The organism is Streptomyces sp. NPDC059373 (assembly GCF_042751495.1).
Lineage (GTDB): Bacteria > Actinomycetota > Actinomycetes > Streptomycetales > Streptomycetaceae > Actinacidiphila.
Genome location: NZ_JBHYXC010000003.1, coordinates 376737 through 397508, shown reverse-complemented (window position 1 = coordinate 397508; position 20772 = coordinate 376737). Strand labels below are relative to the sequence as shown.

Genomic DNA, 20772 nt, shown 5'->3' with positions numbered 1-20772 from the left:
GCGTTAACACTCGCTGCCCGCATAGCGAGACTCGGTTGCAGGCGCTAGTTTACCCACTAGGCTCACGCCTCAATCCAGAACGGGGACCGAACCCGTGCGGGTTGAGGGGCTGCCTGTCTGCTGGGCTTGCGCCCAGTGACACCGTGACAAGCCAGGAGCAGCCCCGTGGGTACTGCCGTCCCTCTCGACCACCGGTCGACACAGCCTTCAAGCTGTTGCGCCGAAGTCGGCCACGTCAGGGGGGACGCCTACGACCGGTTCGTCAACCATGCGATGAAGTGCGGCGAGGTCACCGGTGGCCATCACAACCGCAACTTCCTCATGCCACTGCTTCCCCAGCTCGCGCAGCAGCTCGGACAGCAGGCCCAGAGTCTTGTGAAAGTCCGCGTGCCACGCCCGGACGCGCTGACGGTCGTCCCTCGCACGTGGAAGAGCGAGTCGCGGATCCTGCTGACGCTCCAGGGTAAAGTCCGCAACCTCCCGTCGCCCCTGCACCCCCGTCGTACGCCCTCCGTCCATCTCTGGGTGGAGGGCACTGCTCTGTCGCAGCGCTGCCCGACGGGCAAGGCCGTGGACGCCTACTACGTCGACGCCTTGGCGGAGCTGTTCGGCGTCATGACTCGCCTGGAGCGCAAGGACGTGCCCCCGCTGCCCTGGGGCTGGCCGCGGGACGGCGACAGCAGTGGCTATCTGCGCAGGCTCGTCCGCATGACGGAGACGCGGATCCGCCGGCCGAACTGGAACCGGTTCGGGGATCTCTTCGAAGCGCTGGGTGTCGGTCCGTCCGCCATGCGGGATTTCGTCAGGACCATCCCATCCATGCAGCGCCGCCCTTTCGGCCTCCTGCACACCGATTTGCACCGTGACAACCTCATCGTCACGGACGACCCGGACTGCCCCCTGTATTTTCTGGACTGGGAATTGGCGTCCTTTGGCGACCCACTGCACGACTTGGCCACCCATTTGGTCCGTATGCAGTACCCCGAAGACCAGCGGGAGCAGGTAATCGAGGCTTGGCGCAGCGCCGTCCCTGTCGAGTCGACCGTCGGACTCGAGGCCGACCTGCCCCATTACCTGGCGTTCGAGCATGCGCAGTCCGTCTACCCCGACGTCATGCGTGCAGCGATCGGTCTGGTCGGGGATGTGGCGCTGAACGGCCTCGAAGGGGCAGTTGACACTCTTCACAACGCATTGGTGAAAGCCCAGCGACCGCTTCGTCTCGGGCCTCTGGTCGACAGGGCCGGGGTCAAGACCGCCTTGCTTGACTGGCGTCACACTCAGACGCGCGAGCACGTAAGGGCGACCATCCGCCGAAGCCGACGCGGGGCCGGCTCCCTACTGGGCGAGTAGCACTGCCAGGACCGCGATCCCAGCGCACTGGAACGTGACATTGCGGGACTTGTGGCCTGCGGTGATGAGGCCCAGGGAGATGGCACCCGCCACTCCCCACCTCAGCGACACGATTTGGTCGATTGCGAAGGCGATGGTCCAGTCGAACAGGCTGAGTGCAGGCATAGCTGTCCCTCCTTCAAGGAGCAAGGCGATTGACCGAAGGACTGAGGTTGCCTCCGGCAACTCTCAGTCAGCTTGCCGGAGTTGGCGGAACTAGCTGCTGGTATCTATCTTCCGACCTCTGAATATCAGCAAACGTGACTAGTCAAGTGTGGGACGCCTGATACAAGTTGGCGAATTCTGGGTAGCTTGTGCTTGTGACCCCGAAGCCCGGACCGGATGGCGACGTAACCGCGCCCTACCGCCGCATCGCAGCTGAGCTGCGAGCGGAGATCGAAGACGGCCGTCCCCGGGTCGGGCGGCAGATGCCCACGCAGGACAAGCTCGAACGGCGATTCGGAGTCTCTCGGGCGACCATCCAGCGTGCATTGCAGGAGCTCCGGAGGGACGGCTACATCGACTCCCAGCGGGGCCGGGGCGCGTACGTCCTGGACCGGCCGGTGGCCCAGCGGGTGGGAGTAAAGCGATCACGGCACGGGCAGGCAGAGCCTGAGCTCGCCGCTCACGTAGCTGCCGCTTTTGAGGTCGAACACGTGACTCTCGATGTGTTCTCACTCACCACCGAGACTCTCAACAAGGCTGTTCAGGTACCGCTGCAGCGGATCCGGTCAGAGGACATCAAGCCGCCTGGCACCATCACAGTGAGGCTGTTGCTGCCGACGCTTGAAGGTCCCCTCGCCGTACCGCGGAGGGTCGACGACGGGAGTGACGAGCAGCCGTTGAAACGGCTGAGAAGACTCACGCGGAACCAGGCCGAGGTCTTCCAGAACTCCCTTCAGGACGTGGCCGACCGTCGCCTCGTCTCCGAGGTGTCTCTGCAGATCAAGACGGTTCCCTTCACGCCTACGCACAAGCTGTATCTACTCAATGGCCGCGAGGCACTCTTCGCCTACTACGAAGTCGTCGACCGCACGGTCTCCATCAAGGGAGAGGACATGATGATCTACGACTTCCTGGGGCTGGATGCCGAACTCTTCCACTACTCCGCTGGAGGGAATGACCCGGATCCTCATGATGTGGAGTTTGTGCGCCGTTCCCAGAGGTGGTTCGACTCCCTCTGGTCAACGATCGCCGAGCCGTTGACACTCTTCGAGTGACCTTGCCCTCTCCCGCCCCTACCGAGATACCCGTGCTGCGTGAACTCGTGGCCTCTGCGAAGTGCGTGCTGTTCGACTTCGACGGACCTGTGGCCAGACTCTTCGCCGGCTATCCGGCGGCGGATGTCGCCGGCGTACTCAAGAGACAGCTCATCGACTGGGGCCTGAAGGCCCCCGACGCCCCTGATGTTGATGACCCGTTGCGGGTCTTGCGTGACTCGATGGGTCTCGGCAGGGACCGTGAGCTCGAAGAGCTGTTGACCAAGCACGAGTTGAAGGCCGTCAAATCGGCGATACCCACGGCATACGCGGACAAGCTGGTCCGGTTGCTCTCCGCCAAGGGCAGCAGCGTGGCGGTCACCACCAACAACTCGCCGTTGGTTGCTGAGCGTTATCTTGACGGCCGGGGACTCAGGGAGTGCTTCGGGTCGCACATTCACGGCCGCACCGGTGACCCGGGTTTGATGAAGCCGGATCCGTCGTGTCTGATCAGGGCGCTGAGGTCGACCGAGACAACGCCCGCCGAGTGCCTGATGATCGGCGACAGCGCCGACGACTTCATCGCCGCGCACAAGGTCGGCGTCACCTTTTTGGGGTATGGGCGAGACGCGGAGAAGATGGCGAATTTGTACGACGCGGGAGCCTCTCACGTGGTCTCTTCGCTGGAGGATGTGTGCAGAGCTATTTCGGATGGGTGAATTCCGGTGAGTCTCGACCCGGCCGCGGGCCTGAATGTGTAGCGTGCCCCCCACGTCGCCTACGGGTAGCGGTCGGGGCGTACAGACACTAAGGAAGACAGGGCTCGCAGTCGATGGGTGCGTTGACCGCCGCCGCCGCTGAGGACGTCGCGGCCGCGCTGAGGCGGGATGGCGAGGTGGAGGGTCCCCTCAAGGGCCATCACCGCGAAACCTATGCCGTGCGGATTCACCCCACTGGCTCACGGCTGAAGGTGTCTGAGCCCAGACCGGACGTTTTCTGGTACGACTACCGTTGCTGTGGCTCCGAGGAAGAACTCATCAGGCAGTTGCGGCCGTACGTGCGCAGGATCCCGAGGGTGCTGCGCGTCGATGGTCAGGTCTGCGTGTCGATCTTCATCGAAGGCCGGACGCTCGGGGAGACCAGTGCCGTGGACACGGCCATCGACCCGCACTACCTCCAGCAGATCGCGCAGCTCTTTCGCAACCTCGCCCGGTTCGACACGCGGATTCTGGAGCGGCAGGGGATCTGCACTCGCCCTGGCGCCGTGGACAAGCAGGACTCGACGGCGTTCCTCAGGCGGATGGTCGACCACACCCGCGAGCACGTCTACGAGCGGAATCGCACGGAATACGGCCGGCTCTTCGAAGCACTCGGTGTCCCGGAGCACGCCCTGGACAGGTTCGTCGACCGCGTGGAGAAGCAAGGCGGCCTGACCCGGCGTCCTTACCGTCTTCTCCACGCGGATCTGCACCGGGAGAACTTCATCGTCGATCCCGACCGCCGACTGTGGACCATCGACTGGGAACTGGCCCAGGTCGGCGATCCGCTCTATGACCTGGTCACACACCTGCATTTGATGCGGTACCCCCAGGAACAGGCGGACGAGATGTTCGAGCGATGGCAGCGAGCAGTCGGGGAGGAAGTGTCCCGGGGGGCCGATGCGGATCTGCCGCGTTACCTCGACTACAAGCGGATGCAGTCCGTCTACACGGATGTCATCCGGGGCGCGGTCTCCTTGGGCGCGTCGCCCGACCAGAGTCGGCTTCAGCATGCGACCGCCGCCGTGCAGCGCGCGCTTGAGGCGGCGAAGCAGCCACTGGGGATCGAGAAGACACCGACCCCCTCCGAGGTCGAGCTGGTTCTGTCCGACTGGCATCGCGGTCGTGGGCGCGTCGAGTCCGTCACCGCGTAGCGGTCAGTTCACGGTCAGCGCCATCCACTGGTCCGGGGCCGCCAGGGGTTCGAAGCCGACCTTGGCGTAGACGCTGTGGGCGTCGTGGGTGGCCAGGAGGATGCGACGGAGGCCGAGGGGCTTGAGGTGGTCGCGGACGGCGGTGGTCAGGGCGGTGCCGAGGCCGCGGCCGCGGGCGGTGGGGGCCACGTAGACGTCGCAGAGCCAGGCGAAGGTGGCGTGGTCGGTGATGACGCGGGCGTAGGCGAGCTGGGTGCCGGATGCGGAGTCGTAGGCGCCGAAGTTGAGGGAGCCGGCGATGGCGACGTCCATCTTGGTGCGGGGGCGGCCGAGGGCCCAGTAGGCGTCGGTGGAGAGCCAGTGGTGGATGAGGTCGCGGTCGAGGCGGGCGGGGTCGGTGGAGATCTCGTACGGCGTTGGCGTTGGCGTCATAAGCGCGGATCGTAGTGTTGCTTACTGGTTCTGTGCACAACAATTAACTGGACCTTGAGGGTGCTGGGCCGCAGGCTCGCTCGTATGGGTATGCAGGGAGTTCACGTACCGCTGATCACGCCGTTCGGTGAGGACGGGCGGGTCGACGGCGCCGCGCTGGAGCGGCTGGCGCAGGGGCTGCTGGACGAAGGGGCCGCCGGGTTGGTGGCGCTGGGGACGACGGCGGAGGCGGCGGCGCTCGATGAGGGCGAGAGGGCTGCGGTCAGGGAGGTTGTGGGCCGGGTGTGCCGCGAGCGCGGGGCGCATTTCACGGTCGGGGCCGGGTCCAATGACACCCGGGGGACGGAAGCGGAGGTCGCGGGGCTGGAGGCGGACGCGGCTCTTGTGACGGTGCCGTATTTCACGCGGCCGTCGGAGGCGGGGGTGGTGGCGCACTTCGAGCGGGTGGCCGCGGCTTCGGCGGTTCCGTTGATTGTCTACAATATCCCGTACCGGACGGGGCAGACCTTGAGCCGGGCGACGGTTCGGGCGCTCGCCGCGATCCCCGGGATCATCGGCTTCAAGCACGCGGTCGGCGGCATCGACGCCGACACCGTGGCGCTGGTCAGGGAGGTCCCGCTCTACGCCGGGGACGACGTCTTCGCGCCGGCGCTGTTCGCGATGGGCGCGCCGGGCGGGATTCTGGCGGCGGCGCACCTCGGGACCCGGCGGTGGGCGCGGCTGGCGAAGGCGTACGAGCCGGGGCTCGGGTATGAGCTGTCGGCGATGGCGGCCACGCTGTTCGCGGAGCCGAACCCGACCGTGATCAAGGCCGTGCTGCACGCCCAGGGCCGCATCCCGACACCGGCCGTCCGGCTGCCGCTGCTGGCCGCCGGGGGCCCAGCGCGTGAGACGGCCCTCCGTGCACTTGCCGCAGCAGGGGATACTCGGGACGGTACGTACGCACTGATCGGAGAGACGGGACAGACGCGATGAGGATCGGAATCGTCGGAGCAACCGGCCAGGTCGGCGGGGTCGTGCGGAAGGTGCTGGCCGAGCGCGACTTCCCGGTGGAGCAGCTGCGGCTGTTCGCGTCGGCCCGCTCGGCCGGGCGGACGCTGCCGTGGAAGGACGGCGAGGTGGTCGTCGAGGACGCTGAGACCGCCGACTACAGCGGTCTGGACATCGTCATCTTCTCGGCGGGCGGCGCGACCTCCAAGGCGCTGGCGCCCAAGGTGGCGGCGGCCGGTGCGGTCGTGATCGACAACTCCTCCGCCTGGCGGCTCGACCCCGACGTCCCCCTGGTCGTCTCCGAGGTGAACCCGCACGCGATCGCGGACCGCCCCAAGGGCATCATCGCCAACCCCAACTGCACCACGATGGCCGCCATGCCGGTCCTCAAGGCGCTGCACGAGGAGGCCGGGCTGGCCGCGCTGGTCGCCACCACCTACCAGGCCGTCTCCGGCTCCGGCCTCGCCGGTGTCGCCGAGCTGCACCAGCAGGCCCTCAAGGTCGTGGAGACCGCCGACCAGCTGACCTTCGACGGCGAGTCGGTCGAGTTCCCCGAGCCCGGGGTCTACGCCCGCCCGATCGCCTTCAACGTGCTGCCGCTGGCCGGCAAGATCGTCGACGACGGCAGCTTCGAGACCGACGAGGAGCAGAAGCTCCGCAACGAGTCGCGGAAGATCCTCGAGATCCCCGCACTCAAGGTCTCCGGGACCTGCGTCCGCGTCCCCGTCTTCTCCGGCCACTCGCTCCAGGTCAACGCCCGCTTCGAGCGTCCGATCAGCGTCGAGCGCGCCTACGAGGTGCTGGCGAAGGCCCCCGGCGTCGAGCTCTCCGAGATCCCGACGCCGCTGCAGGCCGCCGGCAGGGACCCCGCGTACGTCGGCCGCATCCGGGTCGACGAGACCGTCGAGCACGGCCTCGCGCTCTTCCTCTCCAACGACAACCTCCGCAAGGGCGCGGCCCTCAACGCCGTCCAGATCGCGGAGCTGGTCGCCGCGGAGCTCTCCGCCCGCTGAGCAGTCGGTACGCGGCTGCCGCCCCCGTGTGGGGCGGCAGCCGCGTCCTCACCCCTCCACCGCCTTCGGGTCCATCCACGTCCGTCTCGTTCGGGGCCCGGTAGCCGTGCCGTGAGCCGGCAGGGTCAGTGCTGTCCCTCCTGCGCGAGGGACTCGGCGACGAGCTCGAATGCCGTCCTGCCGTCGAGGGACTCGCGGACGATGTCCGCATGGCCGGCGTGGCGGGCGACCTCCTCGATGAGGTGGAGGAGGATCCAGCGGGCCGACACCTTCATGCCGGGCGGGTACCAGGGGGCCTCGGGGAGTGCGACGGTGACTTCGAGGTCGGGGAGGCTGTTGACGGCCTCCTCGGTGGCGCGGGCGACGGCGTCGTAGCGGGCGAGGACGGAGGCGAGGGTCTCGCCCTGGTCGGGGAGGAGCTGGAAGCCGCTGACGTAGTCCGCCTCGTTCCCGGTGAATTCGGGGCGGCCCATCAGGGTGCCCTGAACCCAGACCTCCTCGGTGCGGGCGACGTGCTTGATCAGGCCGGCGAGGGTGAGGGAGCTCGCGCTGGCCCGGGTCGTCGCCTGCTCCTCGGTGAGGCCGAGAACGGCCCGCCGCAGGCCGCCGCGCTGGGCGTCCAGGAACTTGAGCAGGCCGTCACGCTCGTCTGTCTCCGCGGGTACCAAGGTCGGCATGGCGTACACCTCTTGCTTTCGTCGTGCGTCTTTCCTTGTCTCGAAGGTACGAGGCCTTGCGGTCAGTTTCAGTCCGCAATGTTCCGGACGGTGGCGGCGTGTTCGGCCAACCCGGCGCCTTCGGGGGGCGCAGCGCCGCCCCGTACTCCACGAACAGCGACGACGAACAGCCGATCGGACGTCGTCCGCCCGACTCCGGCCCACGGGATCGGTGATCAGCAGGTCGTACGCGGCCGCATGGTCGGCGTAGAACGGCCGGGACCGGCTCACCTGCGCCGAGCGCGCAGTCACCAGGGGAGGGGCCCCTCGGCGGCGAAGTAGCCTCCGGTGGGGCCGTCGGGGCTTACCTGGGCCATGCGGACGATGATCTCGGCGCCCTCTTCGACGGTCTGTGTGCCTGAGTTCCCGTTGAGGTCGGTCGCGGTGTAGCCGGGCTCCACGGCGTTGATCCGCATGCCGGGGAACGCCTTCGCGTACTGCACGGTGATCATGTTGACCGCGGTTTTCGACGTCGGGTAGGCAACGCCCGGGTATGCGTGCGTCGGTGTGCCGGGGGCCGTGACCCGGGTGAGCGAGGCCAGGCCGCTGCTGACGTTGACCACGACGGGGGCGGCGGAGCGCTGCAGCAGCGGAAGGAACGCGTGGGTGACGCGTACGACGCCGAAGACGTTGGTCTCGAACACCGACCGCATCATGTCGGCGGTCAGGTCCGCGGCGCCAATCACGCTGTTGTCGTCGAGCCGCATTTCGATGCCGGCGTTGTTGACGAGCACGTCCAGCCCGCCGTCGGCTTCGACGGTCTTCGCCGCGGCCGCGACGGAGGCGTCGTCGGTGACGTCGAGGACGACCAGCCGTGCCCCCGACTGCTCGGCGGCCCGGCGCCCGCGTTCGGCGTCCCGGCTGCCTATGTAGACGGTGTGACCTGCCGCGATGAGTCGGCGGGCGGTCTCGAAACCCAGGCCCTTGTTCGCTCCGGTGATCAGTGTTGTCGTCATGCCCCCAGGTTCCCGCGCGGCGGTGTGGTCAGCCAGCCCTCTCGCCATCCTGGGACTGCGGGTACCAGGCAAGTCCCCCGGTCGACGGTGTTCACTGGTGGCATGACGGCGACGGAATTCGGGCAGGCGGTGCGGCGCTGGAGGGACCGGGTCCCGCCTGAGACGGCTGGGCTGGCCGCCGGCGGACACCGGCGGGCGGCCGGACTGCGCCGCGAGGAGCTGGCCCTGCTGGCCGGGATCTCCGTCGACTATGTCACCCGCCTCGAACAGGGCCGGGCGACCAACCCGTCGGCCCAGGTCGTCGAGGCCCTGGCCCGGGCGCTGCGCCTGTCGGTGGACGAGCGCGCGCACCTGTTCCGGATGGCCGGGCTCGTGCCGCCGGGACCCGAAACGGTGCCCGCGTACATCACCCCGAGCGTTCACCGGCTGCTGGACAGGCTGGCCGGAACCGCTGTCGGGGTCTTCGACGCGGCCTGGACGCTGCTCTTGGCCAACCCGCTGTACGCGGCGCTGATGGGCGATCCGTCCGGATGGCATGGCAATGAACGCAACGGAGTGTGGCGCAACTTCCTCGGTCCGGCCGGCCGGGCCCTGCACACCCCGGAGGAGCAGCGCGCGTTCGAGGCCGGACTGGTCGCCGACCTGCGCGCGACCGTCGGCCGGTATCCGGCCGACCAGCATCTGCGGCGCCTGGTCGCGGAGTTGCGCACGAACAGCGGCCGGTTCGCCGAGCTGTGGGATGCGGGCGCCGTCGGCCGGCAGGAGGGCACCCGCAAGACCATCGAGCACCCGCAGGTGGGCCCTGTGACGCTGGACTGCGATGTGCTCAGTGTGGCGGCCAGCGACCTGCGCATCATGATCTACACAGCCGAGCCCGGCACAGAGGACGCCGAACGGCTCGCGCTGCTCGCCGTCCTCGGCACCCAGACACTCGTGGGATAGCCGCAGCGCCTCCCGTATGCCTCTCCGGCGACAAGCCGGGCGACAGCAATCAGCAGATCCCCGGGAGCACGGAAAGGAGGCTACCCACTCCTTGCCACTCTCAACTTATAGCGCGCCGGGGGGCTTGCGGCAAGGCCCGGGTCATGCCGCAAGATGGTCGGCCAAGGCCAGAACCTGCGGAAATCAGGGATTCGCGAAGTACCTGCGCTTTTGTCGACGTATCGGTTGCGCGGGAACGCCGAACCGCCGGTGGGACTCGCGGTGCGGTTGCGGGGACTTGGCGCGGAGGTGCGGGTGTGCGTGCCGTCGCCGGACTGCGCGGAGCGGCCGGCCGAAATCCAATGTCGTTGAATGGGCGTTTTGATGATTGACGTGATCGTGGTCGGCGGCGGACCGACCGGCTTGATGCTGGCCGGCGAGTTGCGGTTGCACGGCGTGCACGTGCTCGTGCTGGAGAAGTTGACCGAGCCGACCAAGGAGACCCGCGGGCGCGGCCTGCACGCGCGCAGCGTCGAGATGATGGACCAGCGTGGCCTGCTGGACCGGTTCCTCGCGGTCAGTGAGAAGTTCCAGGTCGGCGGTTTCTTCGGCGGCATCCTCAAGCCGTGGCCGGACCGGTTGGACACGGCGCACCCGTACGGCCTCTCCACCCTGCAGCCGGTCACCGAGCGGCTGCTCAACGAGCGTGCCCTCGAACTCGGTGCCGAGATCCGGCGCGGCTGCGAAGTGGTCGGGTTGAGTCAGTCCGATGACGGGGCCGGGGCCGGGGTGAGCGTCGAGCTGGCGGACGGCACGCATCTGCGCTCGCGCTACCTCGTCGGGTGCGACGGCGGCCGCAGTGTGGTGCGCAAGGGGCTCGGCGTCGGTTTCCCCGGCGAGCCCGCCAAGGTCGAGACGCTGCTGGGCGATATGGAGATGACCGAGGATCCGGCCGCGGTTGCCGCCGTCGTCGAGGAGGTCCGCAAGACCCAACTGCGGTTCGGCACCATCCCCAACGGGGACGGGACGTACCGCGTCATAGTGCCCGCCGACAGCGTGGCCGAGCGCGCGACCGCGCCGACCCTCGAGGAGTTCAAGCAGCAGCTGCGGGCGGTCGCGGGCACCGACTTCGGCGTGCACTCACCGCGCTGGCTGTCCCGCTTCGGCGACGCCACCCGGCAGGCCGAGCGCTACCGGGTCGGCCGGGTGCTGCTGGCCGGCGACGCGGCGCACATCCACCCGCCGACCGGCGGGCAGGGGCTCAACCTCGGCGTGCAGGACGCGTTCAACCTCGGCTGGAAGCTGGCCGCCGCGGTCAACGGCTGGGCACCGGAAGGGCTGATGGACAGCTACCACGCCGAACGGCACCCGGTGGGCGCCCGCGTGCTGGACAACACCCGCGCGCAGATCACGCTGCTGGGTACCGATCCGGGTGCGACCGCGCTGCGGGAGCTGTTCTCGAAGCTGATGGACTTCGAGGAGGTGAACCGGTACGTGACCGAGATGATCACCGCGGTCGGAATCCGCTACGACTTCGGTGAGGGGCATGAACTGCTCGGCCGGCGGATGCGGGACATGAAGCTGAAGCGCGGGCGCCTCTACGAGCTGATGCACGGCGGCCGCGGACTGCTGCTCGACCAGACCGGCCGGCTCTCGGTGGCGGGCTGGGCGGATCGGGTCGACCACGTCGTCGACGTCAGCGAGGAACTGGACGTGCCCGCGGTGCTGCTGCGGCCGGACGGCCACGTGGCGTGGGTCGGTGAAGATCAGCAGGATCTGCTCAGCCGGCTGCCCAAGTGGTTCGGCCCTGCCGTCAGTTGAGCGCGGCCCGGAAGGGGGTGGTCCGTTGTGACGGGAAGCGCGACATCGTGGCGACGGCCCAACCCAGCGGGGGCGGATGGAACACCATTCGTGCGCTCGTGGTCGGGCCCACCCGGCATTCCTGAAGCACATCGGCCGCGTTCTGCCGTAGCTGTGCGAGTCCGACGTGGTGTCAGCGGCTGCGGGAGCATCCGCTGCCGATCGAACTGGCGGACGTCACGGGGCCGATTCACATTCGTTGATGTCACATCTTGCCGAGCTGTTCCGTCAAAGAGGTGTAGCCACCAGCAACGACACAGGAGTGCACCATGGACGCTCGATTGAACCTCATGGCCAGCCCGGTCGCAGCCAAGGCCTTGAAGCACATCATCGCGGCGCACACGGTGCTCGCGGACTCGACGCTGCCGGCCGCGACGCGCGAGCTGGTGATGCTCCGCGCCAGTCAGATCAACGGCTGCGCCGGATGCATCGACATGCACACCAAGGAGGCCGCGCACGCCGGGGAGACCTCCACCCGCCTCAACCTGGTCGCGGCCTGGCGGGAGGCCACGGTGTTCACCGATGCCGAGCGCGCTGCCCTGGAGCTGACGGAGCAGGGCACCCGCATCGCCGACGCGGCCGGTGGTGTCACCGACGCGGTCTGGGCGAATGCCGCCAAGCACTACGACGAGGACCAGCTCGCCGCCTTGGTGTGCGTCATCGCCGTCATCAACGCCTTCAACCGCGGGAACGTCGTCACCCAGCAGCCCGCCGGCGACTACCAGCCCGGCCGGCACGGATAACGAGAAGCACCTGGCCGGGACCGCCGGTGCCGTCTCCCACCGCTTGCCCCGCTCGTCCTTCCAGAACAGCCACAACGGCTGCGACAGAAGCCCCGTCCCCTCCGGTGTGAAGTCGAGCAGCATCGCGTGATCCCGCTCCAGCCAGGACTCGACGCCACGTGCCCGTCGGTCGTCGCCGACCAGTACAACCCCGGGAAATGCCGCTGCCCGCGATACGACGGAAACCCCCGCACCGGCAGCCCTGCCTCGAACTCCACCCAGGCCGCGTCCGCGTCAGTCCGGCGCGATCACCCGGAGGGCATCGTGGGCACGCCAACTAATCGTGTGATCTTGCTGCTGGTCTCCTGCCCCGCAAGTTCGTCAGTTCTTCACCGGCTTCTGGTTCGTCATAGGAGAATGTGTACCCGGCGAAGGCGGTAACCGGGACGTATCCGATGCGCTGGTAGAGGGCGTTGCTGGTGGGGTTGGCCGGGTCCGCGAACAGGACGACGTCCGTCGCGCCTGCGGCCAGCGCGGCTCTGCTCACCTCGAGCGTCACGGCGCCCGCGTGGCCGCGACCGCGGAGGTGGGCCGGGGTGTAGACGGGGTCCACTCGGACCATGCCGCCGACCATCGACGTCGAGCCCGCCATGGAGACGGGAATGCCCTCCAGGGTCTCCCAGAAGGTGAAGTGCTTGTCCGCGAAACGTGTGTCGGCCCAGGAGCCGGCGTCAATGGCGTCTATGGAGACGTGCTCTCCGACGTCGACGCAGAACTCACGGCACCAGCACACGACTTGCTCATGGTCCTCCTCGCCCGCGACGCGGCTCCGGCCTTCTGGGCGCGGCTGCGGTGGGGTGAGCCTGCCGAGACGGTAGAGAAGAGTCCGCCAGAAGGGTACCGGCGCTGCGTCTGTGTGCCGCTGCCATGTTTCGGCGAAAGCGGTGGCGGTGTCGTAGTCCGCGATGACGTCGGAGGGGGAGTGGTCGAGGTCAGCCAGGTGAGTGGCGAGGGTGTCGGCCTGCTCGGGGGAGAGCGGGGTGAGGGTCAGGCGGCCGCGCGGAGTGCGGTAAAAGATGGCGCGGACCTCGCCTGCTGACTCCAGTCGGCCGAAGACGGTGGCTTCGGCGCCGTGTGCGTCCGCCCGGCTTGTTCGCAGTTTCTCGATCGCCGTCAGCGGCGTGTTGTGCAGGGCCGGGCGCGAACGCAGGAAGTCTCCGGCTCGGGCGAGAAAGTCGTCGACGTCTTCGGTGAGGTGCCACTCATCGGGTTGCATGCTTCATGCTTCCCCACGCTGTAGAAACGCCCAACGGTTTTCTGCCAGCGGTAGGCGCCAGGTCATGAGTCCCGGCACGAGCCCCCGTGCCGCCTCCGGCGCCTAATCCTCAGGCGGGGCGCTCGGCCATGACGACCAGACCCGGCCCGCTGAACTCATCTGCCGGGAGCCGAAGTTCGGCGACGGGGCGCAGTCCGGCCTGCTCGATCAAGCCGACGAACTGTTCCGGCCGCCATTTGTGCGTCGTCCAGCGGACGGACACACCTCCGTAGGCCTCCGTGCGCACCGCGTCCTCGTCGCCGACGTGCGTTCCGGTGATGAAGTGTCCGCCCGGCTTCAGAGCCCGCGCGAACAGGGCGAGGACCTGAGGAAGGACGCCGCGCGGGAGGTTGAACAGTGACCACCACCCGAGTACGCCGCCGAGGGACGCCTCTTCGAGGCTGAGGTCGGTGGCGGAGGCGACGCTGAAGCGGCAGTGCGGATACAGACGGCGGGCGTTTTCGATCATGCCGGGTGAGAGATCGACTCCGGACACGTCGAGTCCGCGTTCGGCGAGGTAGGCGGTCACCGTCCCGGGCCCGCAGCCGACGTCGAGGACAGGCCCGAGTTCGCTCACGGTGTCGGCGAAAGCGTCGATCGATGCCTTGAGCCAGGGATGGCGACGGATGTCGCCCATTCCCGTCGTCGCCACCATCTCGGCGTAGTTGTCGGCCACCCGGTCATAGGACTCACGGACCACGTCGAGATCGGCCGGTCGGTCAATTTGGTGTGCACGCATCAGCCAACAATAGGGCGACGAGTTCGCTGGGGCAGGAGGTTGAACAACGCATTGGGCAGCCAGGGCACCGCTGTGTCGCGGCCGAACGTCGCGGGCAGTGGCGGGGGCAGCTTGCTGCGCAGGTCGCCCGGGACTCGTTCACTTCGCATCGCAGACCCGGCGGGAAACCGCAGATACAACGGGAACGGACAACCAGCTCTGCGAGGCTCAGGCGATCCGGCACCGCCGCGTAAGCCATTTGCAAGCGATGCGCTTGCAATAGTTAGCACTACGAGGCACTATCGAAGCATGGCTTCACTGAACGTCGGCAACCTCGGCGAGTACCTGCGCGAGCAGCGCCGTAACGCGCAGTTGTCGCTGCGTCAACTCGCTGACGCCGCAGGGGTGTCGAACCCCTACCTCAGTCAGATCGAGCGGGGGCTGCGCAAGCCCAGCGCGGACATCCTGCAGCAGCTCGCGAAGGCGCTGCGCATCTCGGCCGAGACCCTGTACGTGCAGGCGGGGATCCTGGACGAGCGGGACCAGGAGGGGCTGGAGCTGCGGGCCGCGATTCTGGCGGATACGGCGATCAACGAGAAGCAGAAGCAGGTGCTGCTGCAGATCTACGAGTCGTTCCGCAAGGAGAACGGCTCCGTGGACGAGGATCAGCCGAAGGCGCCGGTGCCGCCGCGCAAGCGGGTGGCGAAGAAGGCGGCGAAGAAGGCTGTGGCCGTGCTGAAGCCGAGGACGACCGGTGGCAGTGGCGATGACGCCGCGGCTGCTGGATAGCAGATCGATAGCAGACCGGACAACGCCGAAAACCCTCACCACGGGAGAAACCCTCATGGCGATCACCGAAGACATCGTGAAAACGTTCAAGGACCCGACGCCGCTCTACGCGCTGGCCGGCACCGCCGACCTCGCCGCGGAGAAGCTGAAGGAGGTCCCGCCGCTGTTCGAGAAGCTGAAGGCGGAGGCGCCGCAGCGGATCGACAAGGTGCGCGGCACCGACCCCAAGGCTGTGCAGGAGAAGGTCACCGCGCAGGCCAAGGAGGCGCAGACCAAGGCGCAGGCCAAGGTCAGCGAGCTGCTGGGGACGATCGACGGCGACGTGAAGAAGCTGCGCGAGGCCGCGCAGGACTTCGCGCTGCAGCAGGTCGGCCGGGCGGCGGAGTACGCGGTCAAGGCCCGGGAGACGTACGACGGGCTGGCCGAGCGCGGCAAGGGTGCCGTGGCGACCTGGCGCGGCGAGGCCGCCGACCAGGTGGAGGAGGTCGCCATCGCGATCGAGCCCGAGCCGGTGAAGGCGCCCGCCCCGGCGGCTCCCGCTGAGCCTGCGAAGAAGCCGCAGCCCACCGCGAAGAAGGCCACGCCGAAGAAGACCGCGCCCAAGCCCGGCCAGTAACCCGCCCAGTAATGGGTCGGCGGTGACGGTTGCGAGACCGTGACAGAGGGCCGGGCACGCCATGCGTGCCCGGCCCGTTCAACGGGTACGGTGGAGCCGACGACGGAGGTGGACGGCATGCTGGTGCAAGGGTTCAACAATCTGTTGGGCTGGGCCTCGATCGCCCTGGTGCTGTTCACGGCGTTCGCGTTCATCGACGCGGCGATCCGTCGCCAGGACGCCTACCGCGCGGCGGACAAGCAGAAGAAGAGCTTCTGGCTGATCATCCTCGGCCTGGCCGTGGCGGTCAGTGTGTACGGGATTCTCTTCCTGCAGATCTTCGGCCTGATCGCCACGATCGTGTACATGGTCGACGTACGCCCCGCGGTCAGGGAGATCACCGGCCCCCGCCGGCGTCGTGGTGGCAGCAGCAGCGACGGCCCGTACGGGCCTTTCAACCGCTAGCCGAGCCCGAGCCCGAGCGCCGGGGCGGCCTGGCCCCGGTCGAGCAGGACGAGCGCCACGTCGTCCGTCAGCTCTCCGCCGTTGAGATCGCGCACCTCGGTGACCGCCGCGTCGAGCAGCTGCTCACCGCGCAGCCCTGCCGCCAGGTGGACGGCCATGAGCCGGACCATGCCGTCCTGGCCGAGGCGCTGAGTGCCCTCGCCGGTGTGGCCCTCGATGAGGCCGTCCGTGTAGAGCATCAGGCTCCACGCCTCGCCCAGCTCGATCCGCTCCCCGTCCCAGTCGGCGTCCGCCAGCAGTCCGAGGGCGGGGCCCCCGTGCTCGTACGGCAGCAGGCTCGGTACCTCGCCGGGGCGGGAGAGGAGCGGGGAGGGGTGGCCGGCGAGGTAGAGGTCGGCGGTGCGGCCGTCGGGTGCGATGTCGAGGGCGCAGAGGGTCGCGAAGATCTCGTCGTCGGCGCGCTCGTGCTCCAGGACCTGCTGGAGCGTGGACAGCAGTACGGTGCCGCTCAGCCCGGCGAGGGTGAGCGCGCGCCAGGCGATGCGCAGCTCGACGCCGAGCGCGGCCTCGTCGGGGCCGTGGCCGCAGACGTCGCCGATCATGGCGTGAACGGTGCCGTCGGGGGTCCGTACGGTGTCGTAGAAGTCGCCGCCGAGCAGGGCGCGGCTGCGGCCCGGGCGGTAGTGCGAGGCGAAGGTCAGCCAGTCCTCGGTGCCGGCGAGTAGTGGCACGGGCAGCAGGCCGCGCTCCAGGCGGGAGTTCTCCTGGGCGAGGAGGCGGGTCTCGGCGAGCTGGCGCTGGGTGAGGTCGGCGCGCTTGCGCTCGACCGCGTAGCGGATGGCGCGGGTGAGGTGGGAGGGGTCGAGCTCGTCGCGGGTGAGGTAGTCCTGCGCGCCGATCCGGACCGCCTCGGCGGCGCGCTCGGCGTCGGTCTCGCCGCTGCTGGTCAGGACCAGGACGGCGGTGCGGGGCGCGAGGCGCAGGACGTGGCGCAGGCTGTCGAGGTCCAGGCCGGTCTCACCGGCGAGGTCGAGGTCCAGGAGGATGCAGTTGACGTCGTCCTTCAGCAGCCGCTCGGCCTCGGTGAGGTTGCGGGCCCGGCGGATACGGACGCGGGTGCCGGAGACGTCGAGCATGTCGGGGACGGTGAAGGCGCCGGCCGGGTCGTCGCCGATCGCCAGCAGCGTGAGGGCAGCCGAGGTCCGGCCGTCGGCCAGGGACTCCTGGCGCGGGCCTGGCACGGAGGCGCGGGGGACCTCTGTTGCGGACATCGGATGTTCCTTCCCTCCCCCCGAGGGTGCTGCGCTGACTGGCGACCATAGCGGCAGCGGGTGGTGCGGTGGGAGAGCTGACGGTAAACCGCCTGTGTCATATGCGCCTCTCAGCAGGGGATTTCGCCTCTCATGGGACGAACTGGACATGACCAACGTCACGTTTGACGACTGTCTTCGCATGGCGCAGGTCACAGGGTCGAACCGGGACGTACGACGCCCAGGATCGGCATCGATCCGACCCCTGCCACGGTGATGGTCCGCCCCGGGCGCGGGGCCTGGATGATCGCGCCGTCGCCGATGTAGATGGCGACGTGGCTGGCGTCGTCGTAGTAGACGACGAGGTCACCCGGGCGCATCCGGGCCACCGGGACGTGCGGGAGCTGCCGCCACTGCTGCTCCGCCGTGCGCGGGATGGTGGTGCCGGCCGCCTTCCAGGCCTGCTCCGTCAGGCCCGAGCAGTCGAAGCCGCGGGGGCCCTCGGCGCCCCATTCGTACGGTTTGCCGAGCTGGGCGGTGGCATAGGCGACGGCCTGTTTGCCCTGGGCGGTGGCGGTGCCGGCCTTCCGGGTCAGCTGGGAGGCGGCGTCGGTTTTGAGCCAGGTGATCTGCGACTGGTAGGCCGCCTCGTCCTCCAGGCGTTCGAGGCGGGCCTTCTGCTGGGCCTGGAGGGTCGACAGCAGGGCTTTCGCCTGGGCGAGCCGGGTGGTGATCTGCTGTTTCGCGTCGGCCGTGTCCTGCTGGGCCTTGGTGAGGTTCGCCAGCTCGGCGGTGGCGGCGCTCGCGTAGGTGTCCAGCTCGGACGTGGTCGTCGTCAGCTCGCTGATCGTGGTGTTCGCGGCATGGGCCGCCTTCTCGGTGAGCGCGGCGCCGTCCAGGGCGGTGCCGGCGTCCGTGTCGCCGCCGAGGAGCAGTTGCAGTTCCGGGTCGAGGGCGCCGGTGCCGCCGCTGCGGTACTGGGCGGCGGCGAGCGCGCCGGCCTGGGCGGTGAGCGTCGTGAGCTTGGTCTGCGCCTTGTCGATGGCCTTGGCGAGGGTGACGATGTCCTTCTGCTGCTGGATCACCTTCTCGTGGGCCGCGTTGTACGCGTCCGTGGCGACCTCCGCCTTTCGGTACAGCTCGTTGACCTGCGTACGGACCTCGGCGAGGGTGCGAGGGCGGGCGTGGTCGGCGTGGGCGCTGGTGGTCGTCGTCCCGGCGAGCAGGGTGGCGGCGCAGGCTGCCGCGAGCCAGGTCGTGGTCGTACGTCGTCGTCGCATGCGGGCACCCGTTCTGTTTCTGACGGATCGTCACATCCGCTGCGGATGGTGCCACGCCGGGCCGCAATTTGGAATCAGCTGCGCGGTGTTCGGGGCGCGTGGGGCGCGTGGGGCGCCAAGGCCTCCCAGCGCACCGTCACTTCGCCCTGCCGCCAGCGCGACGGCCCGTCCACCACAGGCCAGTGGTCCGCCTCGGCCAGCGTCCGTACGGCCCGGATCCAGCGCTGCCGCGCCCCCAGCGAGGCGTACGGCGCCGCCGCCGCCCACGCACGGTCGAAGTCGCTGAGGAAGGCGTGCACCGGCTCGCCCGGCACATTGCGGTGGATCAACGCCTTCGGAAGGCGTTCCGCCAGGTCGGAGGGGCGGGCGAGCGAGCCCAGGCGGGTCGCGAAGGTCACCGTCCGGGGCCCTTCCGGCCCGAGGGCCACCCAGACATGGCGGCGGCCGATCTCGTCGCAGGTGCCCTCGACGAGCACCCCGCCGGGTGCGAGGCGCGCCCTCAGCCGCGCCCATACCGCGGCGACCTCGTCCTCGTCGTACTGGCGCAGCACATTGGCCGCGCGGATGAGTGCCGGGCGCTCCCCGCCGGGCAGCGGGACCTCGAAACCGCCGTGCGCGAAGGTCAGCCCGTCCCGTACGTACGGCTGGGCGGCCGCCACCCGCGCCGGGTCGATCTCGATGCCGACCACCCGGACGTCCGGGCGCACCCCCGCGCGCAGCCGCGTCAGCAGTTCCACCGCCGTCCATGGCGCCGCCCCGTAGCCCAGGTCCACCGCCACCGGATCCGTTGCCCGGCGCAGCGCGGTGCCGTAGGTCGCCGCGATCCACCGGTCCATCCGGCGCAGCCGGTTCGGGTTCGTGGTGCCGCGGGTGACGGCGCCGACAGGGCGGGCGGGGCGCATGGAGGGAGCGTATGCGAGCCACCTCGGGGCGCGGGCACCCGGCTGACGGGGCCGGCTGTCGGTGCCGTACCCGACAATGGGGTGGACGTAGCGGGGACACCGGAGGACGGTCGGCGATGGCGGTATGGGACGACCTGGTCGGACAGGACCGGGTGACGGCGCAGCTGTCCGCCGCCGCGCGGGACGCGGACGCCTTCGTCACGGCCGTGGCAGCGGGACAGGAACACCCCGCCGCGTCGAAGATGACGCACGCCTGGCTGTTCACCGGCCCGCCCGGCTCCGGGCGCTCGACCGCGGCCCGGGCCTTCGCGGCGGCCCTGCAGTGCGTGAGCCCGGACCGGGCGCTGGGCGGTGCGCCGGGGTGCGGATTCTGTGACGGCTGCCATACGACGCTGATCGGGACGCATGCCGACGTCGAGGTGGTCCGGACCGAGGGGCTCTCCATCGGCGTGAAGGACACCCGCGACCTGGTGCGCCGCGCCTCCCTCTCCCCGGCCGGCGGCCGCTGGCAGGTCATCCTCCTGGAGGACGCCGACCGCCTCACCGAGGGCGCCGGAAACGTGCTGCTCAAGGCCGTCGAGGAGCCCGCGCCCCGCACCGTGTGGCTGCTCTGCGCGCCCTCCGTCGAGGACGCGCTGCCGACGATCCGCTCGCGGTGCCGGCACCTCAGCCTGCGTACGCCGCCGGTGGAGGCGGTCGCCGAGGTGCTCGTCCGGCGGGACGGGATCGAGCCCGCCGTCGCGGAGGCCGCCGCCCGCGCCACGCAGGGCCACATCGGGCGGGCCCGGCGGCTGGCGACCGACGCGCGGGCGCGGGAGCGGCGGGCGGCGGTGCTGCGGATGCCGCTGAGGGTGGCCGACGTCGGCGGCTGCCTCAAGGCGGCCCAGGAGCTGGTGGACGCCGCGTCGGAGGACGCCAAGCAGGTGGCGGAGGCCGTCGACGGCAAGGAGACGGAGGAGCTGCGCGCCGCGATGGGCGCCTCGGCCGGCGCCGGGAGCCGGATGCCGCGCGGCACGGCCGGGGTGATGAAGGACCTCGCGGACCGCCAGAAGCGCCGGTCCACCCGTACGCAGCGCGACACGCTCGACCTGGCCCTCATCGACCTCGCCGGCTTCTACCGCGACGTGCTCGCCCTCCAGCTCGGCACCGGCGTCGCGATCGCCAACGTCGAGTCGCGCGAGGCCATCGACCGCATCGCCTCCGGCTCCCGCCCGGAGCACACCCTGCGGCGTATCGAGGCGATCCTGGCCTGCCGGGAGGCCCTGGAGCGCAATGTGGCGCCGCTGCTGGCGGTCGAGGCGATGGCGCTGGCGCTGCGGGCGGGGTGAGGCCGCTCACGGCTCCGGGT

General features: G+C 69.5%; 22 protein-coding genes. 13 read left to right on the top strand and 9 right to left on the bottom strand.

What is annotated here, in order from left to right:
• Positions 1-165 precede the first annotated feature (165 nt).
• Positions 166-1350 carry a phosphotransferase gene (locus tag ACFXJ5_RS09725; RefSeq protein ID WP_384629307.1) on the top strand — a complete coding sequence of 395 codons (1185 nt, stop codon included), beginning with the start codon at positions 166-168 and terminating at the stop codon, positions 1348-1350.
• Here the strand turns inward: ACFXJ5_RS09725 and ACFXJ5_RS09720 are convergent.
• Complete coding sequence (locus tag ACFXJ5_RS09720) at positions 1336-1515, bottom strand: hypothetical protein (RefSeq protein ID WP_384629304.1); 180 nt, start codon at positions 1513-1515, stop codon at positions 1336-1338. The two genes, ACFXJ5_RS09725 and ACFXJ5_RS09720, sit on opposite strands and share 15 nt — an antisense overlap.
• 194 nt (positions 1516-1709) lie before the next feature.
• Between ACFXJ5_RS09720 and ACFXJ5_RS09715 the strand changes: the two genes are divergently transcribed.
• From ACFXJ5_RS09715 to ACFXJ5_RS09705, 3 genes are all read left to right on the top strand, one after another.
• Entirely contained in the window at positions 1710-2609 is a 900-nt protein-coding gene (locus ACFXJ5_RS09715) for a GntR family transcriptional regulator (protein ID WP_384629302.1), read from the top strand.
• Positions 2610-2641: 32 nt separating this feature from the next.
• Positions 2642-3307, top strand: a complete 666-nt coding sequence (locus ACFXJ5_RS09710; RefSeq protein WP_384629299.1) for an HAD family hydrolase — start codon at positions 2642-2644, stop codon at positions 3305-3307.
• A gap of 113 nt (positions 3308-3420) precedes the next feature.
• Positions 3421-4500, top strand: a complete 1080-nt coding sequence (locus tag ACFXJ5_RS09705) for a phosphotransferase family protein (protein ID WP_384629296.1) — start codon at positions 3421-3423, stop codon at positions 4498-4500.
• A gap of 3 nt (positions 4501-4503) precedes the next feature.
• Here the strand turns inward: ACFXJ5_RS09705 and ACFXJ5_RS09700 are convergent, their stop codons facing one another.
• Positions 4504-4932 carry a GNAT family N-acetyltransferase gene (locus ACFXJ5_RS09700; RefSeq protein ID WP_384629294.1) on the bottom strand — a complete coding sequence of 143 codons (429 nt, stop codon included), beginning with the start codon at positions 4930-4932 and terminating at the stop codon, positions 4504-4506.
• Between the two features lie 84 nt (positions 4933-5016).
• On the opposite strand from ACFXJ5_RS09700, the gene ACFXJ5_RS09695 reads away from it, so the two are divergent.
• The gene (locus tag ACFXJ5_RS09695) at positions 5017-5907 is read left to right on the top strand and encodes a dihydrodipicolinate synthase family protein (RefSeq protein ID WP_384629291.1); all 891 of its coding nucleotides are present in this window, start codon (positions 5017-5019) and stop codon (positions 5905-5907) included.
• Positions 5904-6935, top strand: coding sequence for an aspartate-semialdehyde dehydrogenase (locus ACFXJ5_RS09690; protein ID WP_384629289.1), 1032 nt, complete (start codon positions 5904-5906; stop codon positions 6933-6935). The genes ACFXJ5_RS09695 and ACFXJ5_RS09690 overlap by 4 nt, the downstream gene beginning before the upstream one ends.
• Positions 6936-7060: 125 nt before the next feature.
• On the opposite strand, the gene ACFXJ5_RS09685 is transcribed toward ACFXJ5_RS09690, so the two are convergent.
• Positions 7061-7612 (bottom strand): DinB family protein, encoded by a 552-nt coding sequence (locus tag ACFXJ5_RS09685; RefSeq protein WP_384629286.1) that lies wholly within the window; start codon positions 7610-7612, stop codon positions 7061-7063.
• 287 nt (positions 7613-7899) lie between these two features.
• Positions 7900-8607: an SDR family NAD(P)-dependent oxidoreductase gene (locus ACFXJ5_RS09680; protein ID WP_384629283.1), complete on the bottom strand. Its 708-nt coding sequence runs from the start codon at positions 8605-8607 to the stop codon at positions 7900-7902.
• A 102-nt stretch (positions 8608-8709) separates the two neighbouring features.
• On the opposite strand from ACFXJ5_RS09680, the gene ACFXJ5_RS09675 reads away from it, so the two are divergent.
• The 3 genes from ACFXJ5_RS09675 (at position 8710) to ACFXJ5_RS09665 (ending at position 12131) form a co-directional block, all read left to right on the top strand.
• A complete protein-coding gene (locus tag ACFXJ5_RS09675) occupies positions 8710-9549 on the top strand; it encodes a helix-turn-helix domain-containing protein (protein WP_384629280.1) in 840 nt (279 codons plus the stop codon).
• Positions 9550-9912: 363 nt separating this feature from the next.
• The gene (gene rox / locus ACFXJ5_RS09670) at positions 9913-11349 is read left to right on the top strand and encodes a rifampin monooxygenase (protein ID WP_384629278.1); all 1437 of its coding nucleotides are present in this window, start codon (positions 9913-9915) and stop codon (positions 11347-11349) included.
• A gap of 308 nt (positions 11350-11657) precedes the next feature.
• A complete protein-coding gene (locus ACFXJ5_RS09665) occupies positions 11658-12131 on the top strand; it encodes a carboxymuconolactone decarboxylase family protein (RefSeq protein WP_384629275.1) in 474 nt (157 codons plus the stop codon).
• Between the two features lie 316 nt (positions 12132-12447).
• On the opposite strand, the gene ACFXJ5_RS09660 is transcribed toward ACFXJ5_RS09665, so the two are convergent.
• Positions 12448-13386 (bottom strand): GNAT family N-acetyltransferase, encoded by a 939-nt coding sequence (locus tag ACFXJ5_RS09660; RefSeq protein ID WP_384629272.1) that lies wholly within the window; start codon positions 13384-13386, stop codon positions 12448-12450.
• Between the two features lie 109 nt (positions 13387-13495).
• Complete coding sequence (locus ACFXJ5_RS09655) at positions 13496-14164, bottom strand: methyltransferase domain-containing protein (RefSeq protein ID WP_384629270.1); 669 nt, start codon at positions 14162-14164, stop codon at positions 13496-13498.
• Between the two features lie 288 nt (positions 14165-14452).
• On the opposite strand from ACFXJ5_RS09655, the gene ACFXJ5_RS09650 reads away from it, so the two are divergent.
• The 3 genes from ACFXJ5_RS09650 (at position 14453) to ACFXJ5_RS09640 (ending at position 15992) form a co-directional block, all read left to right on the top strand.
• Positions 14453-14932 carry a helix-turn-helix domain-containing protein gene (locus ACFXJ5_RS09650; protein ID WP_384629267.1) on the top strand — a complete coding sequence of 160 codons (480 nt, stop codon included), beginning with the start codon at positions 14453-14455 and terminating at the stop codon, positions 14930-14932.
• A 55-nt stretch (positions 14933-14987) separates the two neighbouring features.
• A complete protein-coding gene (locus ACFXJ5_RS09645; protein WP_384629264.1) occupies positions 14988-15548 on the top strand; it encodes a hypothetical protein in 561 nt (186 codons plus the stop codon).
• Positions 15549-15665: 117 nt separating this feature from the next.
• On the top strand, positions 15666-15992 hold the full coding sequence (locus ACFXJ5_RS09640) for a DUF2516 family protein (RefSeq protein WP_384629262.1): 327 nt from the start codon (positions 15666-15668) through the stop codon (positions 15990-15992).
• Here the strand turns inward: ACFXJ5_RS09640 and ACFXJ5_RS09635 are convergent.
• The 3 genes from ACFXJ5_RS09635 to ACFXJ5_RS09625 form a co-directional block, all read right to left on the bottom strand.
• Complete coding sequence (locus ACFXJ5_RS09635; protein WP_384629259.1) at positions 15989-17263, bottom strand: PP2C family protein-serine/threonine phosphatase; 1275 nt, start codon at positions 17261-17263, stop codon at positions 15989-15991. The genes ACFXJ5_RS09640 and ACFXJ5_RS09635 overlap by 4 nt on opposite strands.
• Positions 17264-17454: 191 nt before the next feature.
• Positions 17455-18522, bottom strand: a complete 1068-nt coding sequence (locus ACFXJ5_RS09630; RefSeq protein ID WP_384629256.1) for an NlpC/P60 family protein — start codon at positions 18520-18522, stop codon at positions 17455-17457.
• A 74-nt stretch (positions 18523-18596) separates the two neighbouring features.
• On the bottom strand, positions 18597-19424 hold the full coding sequence (locus ACFXJ5_RS09625) for a class I SAM-dependent methyltransferase (RefSeq protein ID WP_384629253.1): 828 nt from the start codon (positions 19422-19424) through the stop codon (positions 18597-18599).
• Between the two features lie 116 nt (positions 19425-19540).
• On the opposite strand from ACFXJ5_RS09625, the gene ACFXJ5_RS09620 reads away from it, so the two are divergent.
• Positions 19541-20752: a DNA polymerase III subunit delta' gene (locus tag ACFXJ5_RS09620; protein WP_384629250.1), complete on the top strand. Its 1212-nt coding sequence runs from the start codon at positions 19541-19543 to the stop codon at positions 20750-20752.
• The last annotated feature ends 20 nt before the right edge of the window (positions 20753-20772 follow it).